Source organism: Geodermatophilus sabuli (genome assembly GCF_010686765.1).
In the GTDB taxonomy this organism is placed as follows: Bacteria; Actinomycetota; Actinomycetes; order Mycobacteriales; family Geodermatophilaceae; genus Geodermatophilus; species Geodermatophilus sabuli_A.
In genome coordinates, this window is the sequence record NZ_JAAGWF010000007.1 from 296,760 (window position 1) to 312,522 (window position 15,763).

At 76.4% G+C, this 15,763-nt stretch carries 16 protein-coding genes; 11 read left to right on the top strand and 5 right to left on the bottom strand.

Annotated elements, in window-relative coordinates; translation table 11 throughout:
• Positions 1 to 32 precede the first annotated feature (32 nt).
• Positions 33 to 662, bottom strand: coding sequence for a 2-phospho-L-lactate guanylyltransferase (gene cofC, locus GCU56_RS06330; RefSeq protein WP_345771678.1), 630 nt, complete (start codon positions 660 to 662; stop codon positions 33 to 35).
• A gap of 152 nt (positions 663 to 814) precedes the next feature.
• Here cofC and GCU56_RS06335 point away from each other — a divergent pair, with 152 nt between their 5' ends.
• The 4 genes from GCU56_RS06335 (at position 815) to GCU56_RS06350 (ending at position 5,553) form a co-directional block, all read left to right on the top strand.
• A complete protein-coding gene (locus GCU56_RS06335; RefSeq protein WP_163480649.1) occupies positions 815 to 1,621 on the top strand; it encodes a 1-acyl-sn-glycerol-3-phosphate acyltransferase in 807 nt (268 codons plus the stop codon).
• Positions 1,618 to 2,634: an NAD(P)H-dependent glycerol-3-phosphate dehydrogenase gene (locus tag GCU56_RS06340; protein WP_163480650.1), complete on the top strand. Its 1,017-nt coding sequence runs from the start codon at positions 1,618 to 1,620 to the stop codon at positions 2,632 to 2,634. Before GCU56_RS06335 ends, GCU56_RS06340 begins: the two co-directional genes overlap by 4 nt.
• 26 nt (positions 2,635 to 2,660) lie before the next feature.
• On the top strand, positions 2,661 to 3,824 hold the full coding sequence (locus GCU56_RS06345; RefSeq protein WP_345771679.1) for a cystathionine gamma-lyase: 1,164 nt from the start codon (positions 2,661 to 2,663) through the stop codon (positions 3,822 to 3,824).
• 70 nt (positions 3,825 to 3,894) lie between these two features.
• Positions 3,895 to 5,553, top strand: a complete 1,659-nt coding sequence (locus GCU56_RS06350; RefSeq protein WP_163480651.1) for a TIGR03767 family metallophosphoesterase — start codon at positions 3,895 to 3,897, stop codon at positions 5,551 to 5,553.
• Here the strand turns inward: GCU56_RS06350 and GCU56_RS06355 are convergent.
• Positions 5,550 to 6,344 carry a CDP-alcohol phosphatidyltransferase family protein gene (locus tag GCU56_RS06355; RefSeq protein ID WP_163480652.1) on the bottom strand — a complete coding sequence of 265 codons (795 nt, stop codon included), beginning with the start codon at positions 6,342 to 6,344 and terminating at the stop codon, positions 5,550 to 5,552. The genes GCU56_RS06350 and GCU56_RS06355 overlap by 4 nt on opposite strands.
• 99 nt (positions 6,345 to 6,443) lie before the next feature.
• On the opposite strand from GCU56_RS06355, the gene GCU56_RS06360 reads away from it, so the two are divergent.
• Positions 6,444 to 7,592 carry a D-alanine--D-alanine ligase family protein gene (locus GCU56_RS06360; RefSeq protein WP_163480653.1) on the top strand — a complete coding sequence of 383 codons (1,149 nt, stop codon included), beginning with the start codon at positions 6,444 to 6,446 and terminating at the stop codon, positions 7,590 to 7,592.
• A complete protein-coding gene (locus GCU56_RS06365) occupies positions 7,589 to 8,248 on the top strand; it encodes a hypothetical protein (RefSeq protein ID WP_163480654.1) in 660 nt (219 codons plus the stop codon). Before GCU56_RS06360 ends, GCU56_RS06365 begins: the two co-directional genes overlap by 4 nt.
• A 9-nt stretch (positions 8,249 to 8,257) precedes the next feature.
• Here GCU56_RS06365 and GCU56_RS06370 read toward each other — a convergent pair whose 3' ends face one another.
• Positions 8,258 to 8,761, bottom strand: a complete 504-nt coding sequence (locus GCU56_RS06370) for a DUF3515 domain-containing protein (RefSeq protein ID WP_345771680.1) — start codon at positions 8,759 to 8,761, stop codon at positions 8,258 to 8,260.
• Positions 8,762 to 8,870: 109 nt separating this feature from the next.
• Positions 8,871 to 9,104: an Lrp/AsnC ligand binding domain-containing protein gene (locus GCU56_RS06375; protein WP_163480655.1), complete on the bottom strand. Its 234-nt coding sequence runs from the start codon at positions 9,102 to 9,104 to the stop codon at positions 8,871 to 8,873.
• Between the two features lie 95 nt (positions 9,105 to 9,199).
• Here GCU56_RS06375 and GCU56_RS06380 point away from each other — a divergent pair, with 95 nt between their 5' ends.
• Genes GCU56_RS06380 through GCU56_RS06390 form a run of 3 tightly spaced genes read left to right on the top strand, consistent with a single transcriptional unit; the run spans position 9,200 to position 11,413 of the window.
• Positions 9,200 to 10,237 carry a thiamine-phosphate kinase gene (locus GCU56_RS06380; protein WP_163480656.1) on the top strand — a complete coding sequence of 346 codons (1,038 nt, stop codon included), beginning with the start codon at positions 9,200 to 9,202 and terminating at the stop codon, positions 10,235 to 10,237.
• The gene (locus GCU56_RS06385) at positions 10,221 to 10,763 is read left to right on the top strand and encodes a GNAT family N-acetyltransferase (RefSeq protein ID WP_163480657.1); all 543 of its coding nucleotides are present in this window, start codon (positions 10,221 to 10,223) and stop codon (positions 10,761 to 10,763) included. The genes GCU56_RS06380 and GCU56_RS06385 overlap by 17 nt, the downstream gene beginning before the upstream one ends.
• A complete protein-coding gene (locus GCU56_RS06390) occupies positions 10,736 to 11,413 on the top strand; it encodes an AAA family ATPase (protein WP_163480658.1) in 678 nt (225 codons plus the stop codon). Before GCU56_RS06385 ends, GCU56_RS06390 begins: the two co-directional genes overlap by 28 nt.
• A 141-nt stretch (positions 11,414 to 11,554) precedes the next feature.
• On the opposite strand, the gene rpmB is transcribed toward GCU56_RS06390, so the two are convergent.
• Positions 11,555 to 11,746, bottom strand: coding sequence for a 50S ribosomal protein L28 (gene rpmB / locus GCU56_RS06395; protein WP_012950027.1), 192 nt, complete (start codon positions 11,744 to 11,746; stop codon positions 11,555 to 11,557).
• 186 nt (positions 11,747 to 11,932) lie between these two features.
• On the opposite strand from rpmB, the gene GCU56_RS06400 reads away from it, so the two are divergent.
• Together GCU56_RS06400 and recG are read left to right on the top strand one after the other, a co-directional pair.
• Positions 11,933 to 13,534: a DAK2 domain-containing protein gene (locus GCU56_RS06400; RefSeq protein ID WP_163480659.1), complete on the top strand. Its 1,602-nt coding sequence runs from the start codon at positions 11,933 to 11,935 to the stop codon at positions 13,532 to 13,534.
• Positions 13,534 to 15,720, top strand: coding sequence for an ATP-dependent DNA helicase RecG (recG, locus tag GCU56_RS06405; protein WP_163480660.1), 2,187 nt, complete (start codon positions 13,534 to 13,536; stop codon positions 15,718 to 15,720). The genes GCU56_RS06400 and recG overlap by 1 nt, the downstream gene beginning before the upstream one ends.
• Positions 15,721 to 15,763 lie beyond the last annotated feature (43 nt).

Below are 15,763 nucleotides of genomic sequence, written 5' to 3' on the forward strand. Positions count from 1 at the left end.
CGTGCCGTAGAGAGGTGAACACCGGGTGGCGGTCAGGGTGCCGGGCACCGGGCCGCGGTCAGCAGCGCGGCGGTGCGCGGGCCCACGCCCAGGGCGGCAGCGGCCTGGAGGTCCGCGGGGGTGTCCACGTCGCGCGCCAGCCCGGGCCACGGGCCGGTCAGCTCGAGCGCTCCACCCGCCCGGTGTCGTGCGGCCGACCCGGTCCCGAAGGCGGGGGCCAGCTCGCTGCCCGAGGCGGTGAGCAGCGTCGTCCCCGTGCCCTGCGCGTCGGCGACGAAGCACCGCGGTGCCGCCCCTGCCGCGCTCAGTGCCGCGGTCAGCTCCTCCGGGCGCAGCGCCGGGAGGTCGGAGGACAGCGCGGCGACCGCCGGGCTCCCGCTGACCCGGGCACCGTGGGCCAGCGCCGCGTTCAGACCGGCGTCGGGCTCGTCGGGCACCGTCCGCGCCCCGAGCGCGGTCACCACCGCGGCAGCGTCCTCGTCGTCGGTGACGACCAGGACGCCGGCCACCGCCGGGGACGCCAGGGCGGCGCCGACCGTGTCGGCGAGCAGGGCCAGGACGAGGCGGTCGTGCGCGCCGCCGAGGCCGCCGGGGAGCGGGCTCAGCCGGCTCTTGGCGAGCGGCAGGCGCTTCGCCGGGACGACGACCATCCACCGGGGCACGGCGACAATGTGAGCACAATCCCCCGGCCTGGCAGACCGTCGCCGTACGCCGTCCGGGACCCGGTGCGCGGCCGGAGCAGGCCGAGGCCCGATCATGGACGCAGATCACACCGCCGCGCGGCCAGCGCGGCCGGACCAGGAGGGAGGCGCCGGTGAGCGAGGACCGTTCCCCGGTGGCGCGCCGACACGGGCGGGTGCCGTCGCCGTGGCGCACCCGGCGGCCGTTCCCCCCGGCGCTGTGGCTGTGCTTCCTCGTGGTCTACCCGGCGGCCGCGCTGCTGTTCCGGCTGCGCTACCGGCACCCCGAGCGCTTCCCCCGGACCGGGCCGGTGCTGGTGGTCGCCAACCACGTCTCGATCCTCGACCCGCTCGCCTGCGCCCGGCTGGTGTGGGACTGCGGCCGCGTCCCGCACTTCCTGGCCAAGGCGTCGGTCTTCCACGGCCTGGCCGGGCGGATCCTGCGCGCCGCCGGGCAGATCCCGGTCGCGCGGGGATCGGCCGACGCCCGCGGCTCGCTGGCGGCCGCCCAGGCGGACCTGGCGGCGGGCAACGTCGTGGTCATCTACCCGGAGGGTTCGGTCACCCGCGATCCCGACTGGTGGCCGATGGAGGCGCGCACCGGCGTGGCCCGGCTGGCGCTGACCACCGACGCCGTCGTCCTGCCGGTGGCCCAGTGGGGGCCGCAGCGGGTGCACGACTACCACACCGGCCGGTTGCACCTGCGGTTCCGGACGCCGGCGGACTACGTCGTCGGCGAGCCGGTCGACCTGGCCGACCTGCGGGTGCAGGTGCGCGCCGGCCGCCCCCTGACCGCCGACCTGTTGCGGGAGGTCACCGACCGGATGATGGGCGCCGTGCGCGAGCAGCTCGCCGAGCTCCGGGGCGAGCCGGCCCCCCTGACCTTCGCCCGGCGACCCCAGGGCTCGACGCCCGGTGACCTGCCGGGGAGCGCCGCGTGAGCTCACGGGACGGGCACGGCACCCGGGTGGCCGTGTTCGGTGCCGGCTCCTGGGGGACCACCTTCGCCAAAGTGCTGGCCGACGCCGGCTGCGCGGTCGCCCTGCACGCCCGGCGTCCGGAGCTGGCCGAGGCCATCACGCGCACCCGGGAGAACGCGGACTACCTGCCCGGCATCCGCCTCCCGGACGGGCTGCGGGCCACGACCGACCCGGCCGAGGCGCTGGACGAGGCCGAGATCGTGGTGCTCGCCGTCCCGTCGCAGTCGCTGCGGGACAACCTCACCGCGTGGGCGCCGCTGCTCCCGCCGGAGTCGGTCCTGCTGTCCCTGATGAAGGGCATCGAGCTCGGCAGCACCAAGCGGATGAGCCAGGTCATCTGCGAGATCACCGGTGCCGGGGCCGACCGGGTGGCGGCGCTGTCCGGGCCGAACCTGGCGCGGGAGATCGCCGAGGAGCAGCCCGCCGCCACCGTCATCGCCTGCACCGACCAGCGCCGCGCGGCACAGGTGCAGGCCGCCTGCCACACGCCCTACTTCCGGCCCTACACCAACGGGGACCTGGTCGGCTGCGAGCTCGGCGGCGCGGTGAAGAACGTCATCGCGCTGGCCTGCGGGATCACCGAGGGGATGGGCTTCGGCGACAACACCCGGGCCTCCCTGATCACCCGGGGTCTGGCCGAGACCGCCCGCCTCGGGGCCGCGCTGGGCGCGGAGCTGAGCACGTTCGCCGGGCTGGCCGGCCTCGGCGACCTCGTGGCCACCTGCAGCTCACCGCTGTCACGCAACCGGACCTTCGGCGAGAAGCTCGGCCGCGGGATGACGGTGGAGGAGGTCCAGCAGACGACGCGGCAGGTCGCCGAGGGCGTGAAGAGCTGCCGGCCGGTGCTGGACCTGGCCAGCGCCCACGGCGTGGACATGCCGCTCACCGAGGCCGTCGTCCGGGTCTGCCACGAGGGCGTGCCGGCGGCCCAGATGGTCAAGGAGATCATGTCCCGAGAGGCGAAGCCGGAGTGACCGACGCGACCCCGGGCGGAGCCGGAGTGACCGACGCGACCCCGGGCGGAGCCGGAGGGAGCGTGCGCGGGTGGGGCGACGGCACCCGATCGGTGCGGGCCGGGGAGCCGGCGCCGCAGCCGGGCGCGCCGCTGCGGCCCTCCCCGGTGTTCGCCGCCCCCTACCACCTGGGTGACCTCCCGCCCCGGTCCGGCGGCGCCGACGCCTACGCCCGCACGGAGCACCCGACCCTGCGGGTCTTCGAGGCGGCGGTCGGCGAGCTGGACGGCGGGCGCTGCCTGTCCTTCGCGACCGGGATGGCCGCGGTCAGCGCCGCCGTCCTGGCGGTCACGGGGGCCGGGGACCGCGTGGTGCTGCCCGCCGACGGCTACTACACGACCCGGCTGCTGGCCCGCGAGGAGCTCGAGCGGTTCGGCGTCCGGGTCGAGTACGTGCCGACCCTGGAGATCGAGGAGGTGGCGGCCCGCGGTGACCTGGCGGGCGCCGCGCTCGTGGTCCTGGAGACCCCGAGCAACCCGCAGCTGGACGTCTGCGACATCGCCGCAGTCGCCCGCGCCACCCGCGCGGCGGGTGCGGTGCTCGCCGTGGACAACACCACCGCCACCCCGCTGGGGCAGCGGCCCCTCGACCTCGGCGCCGACCTCACCGTCGGCAGCGACACCAAGGCGCTGACCGGGCACAGCGACCTCCTGCTGGGGCACGTCAGCACCACCGACGACCGGCTGTACGCCCGGCTCAAGGCCTTCCGCGACCACACCGGCGGGACGCCGGGCGCCTTCGAGGCGTGGCTCGGGCACCGGTCGATGAGCACCCTGGACCTGCGGCTGGCCCGGCAGGCGGCCACCGCCGCGGCCGTGGCCGAGCTGCTCGCCGCGCACCCGGCGGTGACCGGGGTCCGGTGGCCGTGGCGGGCCGGCGACCCCTCGGCGCGGCTGGCGGCCCGGCAGATGCTGCGGCCCAACGGCGTCGTCTCCGCGGAGCTGGCCGACGAGGCGGCGGTCGGGCGGCTGCTCGCGGCCAGCCGGCTGTGGACGGCGGCGACCAGCTTCGGCGGCGTGCACAGCACCCTGGACCGGCGGGCCCAGTGGGGTGGTGACGCCGTCCCTGCGGGTTTCGTCCGGCTCTCCTGCGGGATCGAGGACACCGCCGACCTCGTCGCCGACCTGGCCGCTGCGCTGGACGCGCTGTGACGCCGCGTTTCGCGACCGGCCGTCGGGAGCACCCGACCACGGTGCCCGCTGCCGTCCCCGCCGTCCCTGCATGAGCCGGACGACGCTCGAGCGGGTGCTCGGAGCCGGGCCGGTGCTGGGCCGCGGCCGGGACACCGACTACCTCTCGCTGGCCTGGCACGCCGGCGAGCCGCACCGCACGCGCCGCGAGCTGGTCGGCTCCACGTGGGAGCGGCCGCGGACCGGCACCCGCGTGCTGGCCTGCCTGGCGCACGTCACGGACATGCAGCTGGCCGACGTCTGCTCCCCGGCCCGGTTCGAGTTCTTCAACGGCCACTTCACCGATCCGCGGATGCGCGCGCTCGTGCCGATGCACCGGCCGCAGGAGGCGATCACCGCGCACGCCATCGACGCGCTCGTGCGCACCCTCAACGGGCTGTCGGGCGGGCCGCGGACCGGACACCCGGTGCAGGTCGTGATCACCACCGGTGACGCGATCGACAACGCCCAGTGGAACGAGATGGGCCTGCTGCTGGACATCCTCCGGGGCGGGCTGGTCTCACCGGGTGCGGGGCTGACCGCCTACGACGGGGTGCAGGCCGCCGGCTGGCCGCACGACCTGTTCTGGCGGCCGGAGTGCGACGGTGGCGGTGAGCCCGACCTCTACCGGTCGCGGCACGGCTTCCCCGACCGGCCCGGGCTGCTGGCCGCCGCGTTCGCCCCCTTCGTCGCCGAGGGGCTGCGGCTGCCCTGGCTGGCCTGTCACGGCAACCACGAGGCGCTCATCCAGGGCGTCGGCGTGCCCACGCCGGCGCTGCAGGGTCTGCTGCTGGCCGACCGCAAGCCGGTGGAGTTCGCCTCCGACGTGCCGCTGGACGACGCGCTGCGGCTGTTCACGCACTCCTCGGAGGTCTTCACCACCGCGGGCGCGCGGACGGTCACGCCGCTGGCCGGACGCCGGTTCATCGACCGCCGGGACTTCGTCGCCGCCCACCTGGCCGACGGCGGCGAGCCGGACGGGCACGGGTTCACCGAGGCCAACCTCCGGGACGGGACGGCGTTCTACGTGTGGGACGGGCTGCCCGGTGTCCGGGTGGTCTGCCTGGACACCACCCGGGTCACCGGCGGGGGCGACGGCTCGCTCGACGCCGCGCAGGGCCGGTGGCTGGCCGACCGGCTGCGCGAGGTCTCCTCCTCCCACCTGGAGCCCGACGGCAGTCGGGTGACCACCGGCAACGACGACCGGCTCGTCGTCGTCATCTCCCACCACGGCTCCTCCACGCTGATGCGCGAGGACCCGCTGCACCCCCGCCCGGCGGCCGACGCCGGTGTCCTGGGCGGAGCCGACCTCGTCGCGCTGCTGCACCGCTTCCCCAACGTGGTGCTGTGGCTCAACGGGCACACCCACGTCAGCGAGGTGCGGCCGTGGGCGTCGGCGGCCGAGCCGGGCCGGGGGTTCTGGGAGGTCACCACCTGCGCCGTCGTCGACTGGCCGGGTCAGGCGCGGCTGGTGGAGTTCCTCGACAACGCCGACGGCACGCTGTCGCTGGTCTGCACGATGGTCGACCACGACAGCCCCGCCCGGCCGCCGGACCCGCTCGACCCCGTGGCGCGGGAGCCGGCCGCGCTGGCCTCGCTGCACCGGGAGCTGTCGGCCAACGTGCCGTGGGCCGGACTGGACGCCGGGCTCGCGGGCGGCCCCGAGGACCGCAACGTGGAGCTCGTGCTGCGCAACCCGCTGGTGCGCTAGGCGTCCCGCCGGCGTCGGTGGGCCGCTCGGGCGGTCAGCCAGCCGCTGACGGCGAGGTAGTAGCCGAGGTACCCCAGCGACAGCACCGCCAGGACCGGGTCCGGGTCGGGCATCTGCACCAGCAGGACGGCATAGCTGACGAACCAGGCGGCGGTCAGCACGAGGCTGGTCCGCCGGAGGGCCAGCGCGCGCGAGGGGTACAGGTACCGCACGGGGACGAACACCAGCACGGAGAACAGCACGACGAACGCGGCCGTCACCGCCGGACCGGTGTCGAGGACGACGGCGTAGAAGGCCACCACGTTCCAGTAGCTCGGGAAGCCCAGGAACGTGTGGTCGTCGGTCTTCGCGTCGATCCGGCAGAACTGGTAGCTCGAGGCCAGCAGCGGAAGCGCGGCCACGGCCCACCCGAGGGCCCCGTCGGGCAGCGACCCGGTCGTCCACAGCAGCACGACCGGCGCGAAGACGTAGGTGAGGTAGTCGACGATGTCGTCGAGGCGGGCCCCGTCGAACCAGGGGATGGTCTCCTTGACCCGCGCCCAACGGGCCAGCATGCCGTCGGTCCCGTCGACCACCAGTGCCGCCAGTCCCAGCCACAGCGCGAGGACGGCGTCCCCGTCGAAGGCCGCCAGCACGATGAGCAGCCCGAGCACCGTGCCGCTGGCGGTGTAGAGGTGGACGGCGGCGCCCGCCAGGCGCAGACCGCGCGGGACGGTCCGCGGCGCACCGTGGTCGCCGGTCGCGGTCCCGGGAGACCCCCCGCCGGGCGGGGCGGCCACGTTCTCGGACATCGGCGACGAGGTTCCCACACGCCCGTGGCGACAGCCCCTCGAGCGGCCGGCCGCCCGTCGCCCCGGGCCGCCGGGAGCGCTCGACTAGGGTCGGCCGCGATGAGCGGACAGGCAGGCAAGCTGCGCGTCGCGGTCGTGTTCGGCGGTCGCAGCGCGGAACACCCGATCTCCTGCGTCTCCGCGGGGAGCGTCCTGGCGGCGCTGGACCCCGACCGGTACGACGTGGTCCCCGTCGGCATCACCCGCGACGGTGGGTGGGTGCTGCCCGACCCGGGGCTGGTCCTGGCGATCACGGACGGCGTGCTGCCTGAGGTGACCGGCGGGACGCCGGTGACGCTGGTGGGCGACCCCGGGGGCCGCGGGCTGGTGCCCCTCGACGGGGGCCCGCGGGTCGAGGTCGACGTCGTCTTCCCGGTGCTGCACGGCGCCTACGGCGAGGACGGCACCGTCCAGGGTCTGCTGGAGATGAGCGGGCTGCCCTACGTGGGCTCCGGGGTCTTCGCCAGCGCGGCCTCGATGGACAAGGAGTTCACCAAGAAGCTGCTGTCCGCGGCCGGCCTGGTCCAGGGTGACCACGTGGTCCTGCGCGACGCCCGGGGCGCCCTGTCCGCCGACCCGGACGTCCTGGACGCGGCCGCCCGGGAGCGGCTGGGCCTGCCGGTGTTCGTGAAGCCGTCCCGGGCCGGGTCGAGCATCGGCATCAGCCGGGTCACCGACTGGGCGCAGTTCCCCGAGGCGGTGGCCACCGCGGCCGCGGTCGACCCCAAGGTGGTCGTGGAGGCCGCCGTGCCGGGCCGGGAGATCGAGTGCGGCGTGCTCGCCGGTCCCGGCGGCGGGCCTCCCGAGGCGAGCCTGCCGGCCGAGATCCGGCTGCGCCCGGGCACCGACTGGTACGACTTCACCGCCAAGTACCTGGCCGACGCGGCCGAGTTCGACGTCCCCGCCCGGCTGACGCCCGAGCAGGTACGGGCGGTGCAGGCGGCCTCCTGCCGCGCCTACCTGGCGATGGACTGCGAGGGGCTCGCCCGCGTCGACTTCTTCCTCGGCACCGGCCCGGACGGCGCCGACCGGCTGGTCGTCAACGAGGTCAACACGATGCCCGGCTTCACCCCGATCTCGATGTTCCCGCGGGTGTGGGAGGCCACCGGGGTGGGGTTCGCCGAGCTCGTGGACCGGCTGGTCGAGGCCGCGCTGGCCGGGGCCCGCCCGGCGGCCGGCGCGGCCGTGGACGGCGGCGCGCGGGCGTGACCCCGCCGGGGCCGGCCCTGCGGAGCGGGACCGCGCTGCTGCTGGCCCTGCTGCCGGCGGTGCTGACCGGTTGCTCGTCGACGGTCGAGGGGGCCGCCACCGCGGCGCCGGCCGATCCGACGCCGTCCTCGCCCGCGGAACTGGAACGGCTGCTGGTCACCGACGTGCCCTCCGGGCTGGCGCGGGTGGCCGACGCGGACCTCACGCCACCGGCGGGGGAGAAGAGCGCCGAGGACGTCGCGGGGTACGCCGACGACCCCGACCGGGAGCGCGAGGTCCTCGAGGACTACGGCTACCGGTACGGCTGGGAGCGCTTCTGGGGGGCCGGTCCGGGGCCGCTCGTCAGCGTGTTCGTCGACCAGTTCGTCACCCGGGCCGGCGCCGGCGCCTACGCCCGGGACCTGGCCGCCAACGACGCCGAGCTCTACGGCGCCGTGCTCCGCGACGAGCCGCCGCACCTCCCCGGCGGCTGCCGCCTGCTGGTCCTCGACGAGGCCGACCCCGGGTCGGGCATGTCCGGGCCGGCGGCGTTCGCCTGGTGCGCGCACGGGGTGTTCAGCGTCGCGGTGACCGCCGTCGCAGGCTCCGTGGAGGCAGCGACGGACGAGGTGCACGCCGTGGTGGCGGCCCAGTTGGAGCGGCTGCCGCCGTCCTGACCCCGGGGGTCAGGGTTGCCGGATCGGGAGGGCGTCGTTGATGACCGGCCCCAGGGCGGTCACCGGGGCGCTGTCGGTGTCGGGCGAGACGGTGACCTGCACGTGGACCGCGCGGTCGACGGCGGTCCACGTGATCGACTCGGGGTCGGTCGTGTCGACGAACCAGTTGACGCCGTTGATCTGGATCAGCGGCGAGGTCGGCTCCAGCCCCGCTGGCCGGTCGACCCCGCAGACCAGCACGATCGCCGGCTCACCCCAGGCGTAGGCGAACGGGGAGTCCGACTGCACCGGCCGGGACGGCTCCCCGGCCAGCTCCAGCGGCAGGGCCGCGATGAGGGCGGGGCAGGCGGCCTCGGCCTCCGGCGTGACCGGCGGGACCTGCACCGGGAGCGGCGGCAGGTCGGCCCGCTCGGGGGGCGGGGTGCGGCCGACCGCGGCGACTCCGCCGGTGTCGTCGCCGATGCCCAGGACACGGACGAGCACGAGCAGCACGACGACGACGGGCAGGACCACGGCGGTGACGATCAGCGCGACCCGCCGCAGGGGGTCCTCCGGGCGCGGGCGGGCGGGCGGTCGTCCGACCTGCTCGGTGCCGGTCGGCGGGCTGTTCGCGGTCAGGGCGTCAGATGTTGACGACGGGGCAGGTCAGCGTGCGCGTGATGCCGTCGACGGACTGGACACGGGCGACGACGAGGCGACCGAGCTCGTCGACGGTCTCGGCCTCCGCCCGCACGATGACGTCGTAGGGGCCGGTGACGTCCTCGGCCCTGGTCACTCCCGAGATCTGCGCGATGGTGGTGGCGACCTGGGCGGCCTTGCCGACTTCGGTCTGGATGAGGATGTAGGCGTGGACCACGGGAGACCTTTCCTCGGGCAGCGCTGCCGATGCGGCGTCCGCACCGGCGGGCGGACAGTTCGGCAACCTACCCCAGCAGCGGGAGGCCGCCGGTGATGCGCCCTCGGCCCCTGCTGCCCCGCGACGATCCGGCCGACAGCGTCCGGGTGGTCGGCGAGTTCGGCGTGATCGCCAGGGTGGTGGCCCGGTCCGGCGCGGCCCGGGCCACCGAGGTCGGTCCCGGGGACGACGCCGCCGTCCTCCGCGCCCCGGACGGTCGCGTCGTGGCCACCACCGACGTCCTCGTGGAGGGGGTGCACTTCCGTCGCGACTGGTCCTCGGCCGAGGACGTCGGGCACAAGGCCGCGGCGGCCAACCTCGCCGACGTCGCGGCGATGGGTGGGGTGGCCACCGCGCTCCTGGTCGGGCTGGTCTGCCCGCCGGACACGTCGACGGCCTGGCTGGAGGGGGTGGCCACCGGGCTGGCGGAGGAGTGCGCGCCGCTGGGTGCGGCCGTGGTGGGTGGGGACACCGTCGCGGCGGCGCCCGACAGCCACTCCGTCGTCCTCTCGGTGACCGCGCTGGGCGACCTGGCGGGGCGGGCGCCCGTGCTGCGCTCCGGGGCGCGACCGGGCGACGTCCTGGCCCTGGCGGGGCGGCTGGGCTGGTCGGCCTGCGGGCTGGCGGTGCTGCGGCGGGGGTTCAGCAGCCCGATCGCCGTGGTGCAGGCCCACCGCCGGCCGACGCCGCCCTACGCGGCCGGTCCGGCCGCGGCGGTGGCGGGCGCGACGGCCATGTGCGACGTCAGCGACGGGTTGCTGGCCGACGCCGGCCACCTGGCCGCGGACAGCGGCGTGCTGGTGGACGTGGACCGCGCGGCGCTGGTCCGGGCCACCCTGGAGCCGCCCGGGCCCCTGCAGCAGGTGGCCGCCGCCCTCGGCGGGGACCCGCTGGCCTGGGTCCTGACCGGCGGGGAGGACCACGCACTGCTGGCGACCTTCCCGCCCCGGACCGTCCTGCCACCGGGGTGGACGGCGATCGGCGCGGTGCGGGCGGCGCCGAACGGCCCGGGGGTGCGGGTCGATGGCGAGGACGGCGCCGCCGTCGCCGCGGCCGTGGGCGCAGGGGGGACGGGGCATGTGCACTTCCGCTGAGCAGGTGCTGACCGACGGCCGCCCGGTGCTGCTGCGGGCGGTCGGCTACGAGCACCCGGTCGCACGCTCGCTGGTCGCCCGGGTGCAGCAGGAGTACGTCACGCGCTACGGCGGGCCCGACGGGGCGGTCGTCGACCCCGCCGAGTTCGAGCCGCCGGCCGGGCTGTTCCTCGTGGCCGAGGTGGACGGCGTCCCCGCCGGGTGCGGGGCCTGGCGGGTGCACGCGACCGGGGTCGTGGAGGTCAAGCGGGTCTACGTGGAGCCGGCGTTCCGCCGTCGCGGGCTGGCCGCCGTGCTCATGGCGGCCCTGGAGAGCTCGGCCGCCGCGGCCGGTCACCGCGCGGTCGTGCTCAACTCCGGGAGCCGGCAGCCCGAGGCCCTGGCCCTCTACGCAGCGCTGGGCTACTCGGCGGTGCCGGGGTACGGGCTGTACGCCGAGTCGCCGGATGCGGTGTTCCTGGGCAAGGATCTGCCGCCCGGGGGTCGGGAGGAGCGGACATGGGTGGCAGGACCGAGGGCGTCGTGACCGGGGGCGGTGGCCGTTCCGGTGGTGTGGTGACCATCTCCGCCTCGTACGGGGCCGGCGGTGCCGACGTCGGCCCGGCGGTGGCCGAGCGGCTGGGGCTGGCCTTCCACGACCGCGCGATCCCGGTCGAGGTGGCCGGCCGGCTCGGGGTGTCCCTCGCCGAGGCCGAGGCCAACGACGAGCGGGTCGCCCGCGGGCTGTGGCGGATCGTCGCCTCGCTGGGTGCGATGCCCGACCCGGTGGGCGGTGTCGTGCCCATGGCGCCGCAGCCCGACGAGCGGGCGTACCGCCAGCAGACGGAGCGGATCCTCCACGAGATCGCCGACGGACCCGGAGGCGTCGTGCTGGGCCGGGCCGCCGCCCTGGTGCTGAGGGACCGTCCCGACGCGTTGCACGTGCGGCTGGACGGCCCGCCGGAGCAGCGGCTGGCCGCCGCGGTGGCCCGGACCGGGCACTCCCGCGAGGAGGTGCGCCGGGACCTCGCGGGCAACGACGCGGCCCGCGAGGCCTACGTGCGGCACTTCTACCGGTGCGACCCCGCCGCCGCGGGCAACTACCACCTGGTCGTGGACAGCACCGCGCTCCCGCTGGAGGCGGTGGTCGACCTCGTGGTCACGGCCGCCCGGGCGCGGGGCGTCGGCACCGGCTGAGCCCCGGTCTCCGGGCACGCGGGAGACCCCGGAGGTCGACGACCTCCGGGGTCTCCGTCACGTCCGGACCGGCCCGGGCCGGTCAGGCCCCGTCCAGAGGCTCACCACGAGCGTGCGAGTGGTGAGGAGGACGGGGTCCTCTCAGGCGCGGACGACCTTGCCGGCGCGGATGCACGAGGTGCACGCGTTGATCCGGCGACGGTTGCCGGGGGCGACCAGCGCCCGCACGGACTGGATGTTCGGGTTCCAACGGCGCGGCGTGCGGCGGTGCGAGTGCGACACCGACATACCGAAACCGGGCCCCTTGCCACACACATCGCACACGGCAGCCACGGCGGATCACTCCCAGAAAAGAATCGTTCACAGACGGCGGCGCGAGTCGCGACCGCATACAGACCGTCGAGGAGTCTAACCGCTTCCGGTCCGGGCCGTCGCCGGGGCCGGGGGAGCGGTGCCCCACACGCCTGGCCCGCAGCCGTGTCCGGCGGTCCTGTCGCCCGCGCTGGGTACCCTCCGCCCGTGCTGCCGGCGCTCGACGATGCCGCGGTCGGTCAGTGGTGCCGGGCCGCGGTCGCAGGCCTGTCCGGGTCCCGCGGGAGGCTGGACGACCTCAACGTGTTCCCGGTCCCCGACGGCGACACCGGCACCAACCTGCTGCTGACCGCGGAGGCGGCCCTCGCCGCGCTGGACGCCGCGACCGCTGCCGAGTCGGCCTGGACGGTCCTGGCCCGCGGTGCGGTGCTGGGCGCCCGGGGCAACTCCGGCACGATCCTGGCCCAGCTGCTGCGGGGCCTGGCCGACCAGTTGGCCGGCGCACCGGCCGCCGACGGGCCGTCCTTCGCCACCGCGCTGCAGAAGGCCGCCGACACCGCCTACACCGCCGTCGCCGATCCGGAGGAGGGCACCTTCCTCACCGTGGCGCGGGCCGGCGGGGAGGCCGCGGTGGCCTCGGTGGGCGCGGGCCGGGCGGACCTGGCCGCGGTGGTCCGGGCGGCGGCCGACGGCGCCCGCGAGGCACTCGAGGCGACGCCGGCCCAGCTGGCCGTGCTGCGCGACGCCGGTGTCGTCGACGCGGGCGGTGCCGGCCTCTGCGTCGTCCTCGACGCCCTGGTCACCACCGTCACGGGCGTGGAACCGGCCCGGCCGCCGCTGGACCGCCGTCCGGTCGGCCGGCACGAGCACGACCACGACCTGCCGCACCAGCCGCCGGCCGGCCCCGGCAGCGAGGTGCAGTACCTGCTGGCCGACAGTGACGAGGCGGCGGTGGCGCGGCTGCAGGTCCGGCTCGCCGAGCTCGGCGACAGCCTGGTGGTCGTGGGGGTGGACACGCCGACCGGGCGTGAGTGGAACGTGCACGTGCACGCCTCCGACGTCGGCGCGGCCATCGAGGCCGGTGTCGAGGCCGGCCGGCCGTACCGGATCACGGTCAGCCCGCTGGCGCCGGTCCGGCCGCCCGCGCCCGACCCCGGGACGCGGGCCGTGGTCGCCATCGTCCCCGGGGAGGGGCTGGCCGGGCTGTTCGCCGGGGAGGGCGTCCGTGTGCTCGCCTGCGGCCCCGACGGCGTGACCGAGGACGCCGTCCTCGCCGAGGTGATCGACTCGGCGGCGGCCACCGTCGTCGTGCTGCCCAACGACCCGGCGCTGACCGGCCTCGCCTCCCGCGCCGCCGAACGGGCCCGGGAGGAGGGCCTCGACGTCGCCGTCGTCCCCACCCGGTCCCCGGTCCAGGGACTGGCCGCGATCGCCGTCGCCGACCCCACCCGGCGTTTCGGCGACGACGTGATCACCATGGCCGAGGCCGCCGCGGCGACCCGCTGGGCCGAGGTCGGCCTGGCCGAGCAGGAAGCACTCACCAGCGCCGGGCGCTGCCGGCCCGGCGACGTCCTCGGGTCCGCGGAGGGCGACGTCGTGGTGATCGGCAGCGACCTGGCCGCGGTCGCCTGCGACCTGCTCGACCGGCTGCTCTCGGCCGGCGGCGAGCTGGTCACGCTCCTCGTCGGCCCGGACACCGCGCTGGGGGACACGGTGTGCCGCCACCTGGCCCGCACCCATCCCACCGTCGAGGTGACGCGGTACGACGACGGCCCCGCCGGACTCCCGCTGCAGGTCGGGGTGGAGTGATGGCGGTCGACCTGTCGACCCGGCTCGACCGCGTGCTCGGCGCGAAGACCGCCACGGCCATGGCCGCGCAGCTCTCCCTGCACACCGTCCGCGACCTGCTGCGCCACTACCCCCGCCGCTACGCCAGCCGCGGCGAGATGACCCGCCTCGACGACCTCCAGGTCGGTGACCGGGTGACGGTCCTGGCGCAGGTCCGCTCGGTGGAGACCCGCCCGATGCGGCAGCGCCGGGGCTCGATCACCGAGGTCACCGTGGGCGACGGCGCCGGGACCATGCGGCTGGTCTTCTTCAACCACCGGCACGCGCGGCTGGTGGCCGGCGCCTGGGGGCTGTTCGCCGGCACGGTCGGTGAGTACCGCGACGCCAAGCAGTTCGCCCATCCCGACCTGCACCTCATCACCGGGGACGACGACGAGGACTGGGCCCGCGCGCTCATCCCGCTCTACCCCGCGAGCAAGGACGTCTCCAGCTGGGTCATCCAGCGCTCGGTCAAGCTGCTGCTCGACGCCGCGGGCGGCTTCGGGTTCGTCGAGGACCCCCTCCCGGAGGAGATCCGGGCGCGGCACGGGCTGCCCAGCCTGCCGGCGGCGCTGCTGGGCATCCACCGCCCGGCCAGCACGGACGACGTCGAGCAGGCCTCCCACCGGCTGAAGTGGGACGAGGCGCTGACCCTCCAGCTCACCCTCGCCGCGCGTCGGAGGGCCGCCGCCCTCGAGCCGGGCATCGCCCGCCCGCAGCGGCCCGGCGGCCTGCTCGCGGCCGTCGACGCGGCGCTGCCCTTCGAGCTGACCGAGGGCCAGCGCGCGGTGGGGGAGGAGCTCACCGCCGAGCTCGCCCGCGAGCAGCCGATGCACCGGCTGCTGCAGGGCGAGGTGGGGTCGGGCAAGACCGTCGTGGCCCTGCGCGCCATGGCCCAGGTCGTCGACGCGGGCGGCCAGGCGGCACTGCTGGCGCCGACCGAGGTGCTCGCCGCGCAGCACGCCCGGGGCATCCGCGCGCTGCTGGGTCCCCTCGGTCGCGCCGGCGAGCTCGACGGTGCTGCCGAGGGCACCCGGGTCGTGCTGCTCACCGGCTCGCTCAAGGCCGCCGCCCGGCGTGCGGCGCGCGCCGACGTCGCCGAGGGGCGCGCGGGCATCGTCGTCGGCACCCACGCGCTCCTGCAGGAGGACGTCGAGTTCGCCGACCTCGGCCTGGTCGTGGTCGACGAGCAGCACCGCTTCGGCGTGGAGCAGCGCGACGCCCTACGGGCCAAGGGGAACCGGCCCCCGCACGTGCTGGTCATGACCGCCACGCCCATCCCGCGCACCGTGGCGATGACCGTCTACGGCGACCTGGAGACCTCCACGCTCCGGCAGCTGCCCAGCGGCCGCGGCGGGGTGGCCAGCTCGGTGGTCCCGGTGCGGGAGAAGCCCGCGTGGCTCGACCGCGCCTGGGTCCGGCTGCGCGAGGAGATCGCCGCCGGCCGGCAGGCCTACGTCGTCTGCCCGCGCATCGGCGAGGACGCCGGCGCCGAGGAGGAGCCCGCGGACGAGGACGGTGCGCCGGACGACGCCGCGGAGGCCACCGACCGCCGCCCACCACTGGCCGTGCTCGACGTCGCCGAGGCACTGCGGGACGGTCCGCTGGCCGGCCTGCGGCTCGAGGTGCTGCACGGCCGGATGACGCCCGAGGCGAAGGAGGCGACGATGCGGGCCTTCGCGGCGGGGGAGGTCGACGTCCTGGTGGCCACCACGGTCGTCGAGGTCGGCGTCGACGTGCCCAACGCCACCGTGATGGTGGTCATGGACGCCGACCGCTTCGGGGTCAGCCAGCTGCACCAGCTGCGCGGCCGGGTGGCCCGCGGCGAGCACCAGGGGCTCTGCCTGCTGGTCAGCGAGGCACCCAGCGCGTCGGCGACCGGGCAGCGGCTGGCCGCGGTCGCCGGCACCTCCGACGGGTTCGAGCTGGCCCGGCTGGACCTCGAGACCCGCCGGGAGGGTGACGTGCTGGGAGCCGCCCAGTCCGGCCGCCGGTCGACGATCCGGCTGCTCTCGCTGCTCGAGGACGAGGAGCTGATCGCGCAGGCCCGGGCCGAGGCGACTGCGCTGCTGGCCACCGAGCGGGGCCTGGCCGACCACCCCGGGCTGGCTGCGGAGGTGGCCGCGCTGGCCACCGACGAGCGGGCGGAGTACCTGGAGAAGGCATGAAGCGGGACCCTCTCGCCCCCCGAGGAGGACCCTCCTGCCCCGC

Coding starts and splice junctions, on each gene's coding strand:
- GCU56_RS06350 (WP_163480651.1), top strand. CDS start 3,895: ATGAGCCGGACGACGCTCGAGCGGGTGCTCGGAGCCGGGCCGGTGCTG.
- GCU56_RS06355 (WP_163480652.1), bottom strand. CDS start 6,344: ATGTCCGAGAACGTGGCCGCCCCGCCCGGCGGGGGGTCTCCCGGGACC.
- GCU56_RS06360 (WP_163480653.1), top strand. CDS start 6,444: ATGAGCGGACAGGCAGGCAAGCTGCGCGTCGCGGTCGTGTTCGGCGGT.
- GCU56_RS06380 (WP_163480656.1), top strand. CDS start 9,200: ATGCGCCCTCGGCCCCTGCTGCCCCGCGACGATCCGGCCGACAGCGTC.
- GCU56_RS06385 (WP_163480657.1), top strand. CDS start 10,221: ATGTGCACTTCCGCTGAGCAGGTGCTGACCGACGGCCGCCCGGTGCTG.
- GCU56_RS06390 (WP_163480658.1), top strand. CDS start 10,736: ATGGGTGGCAGGACCGAGGGCGTCGTGACCGGGGGCGGTGGCCGTTCC.
- recG (WP_163480660.1), top strand. CDS start 13,534: ATGGCGGTCGACCTGTCGACCCGGCTCGACCGCGTGCTCGGCGCGAAG.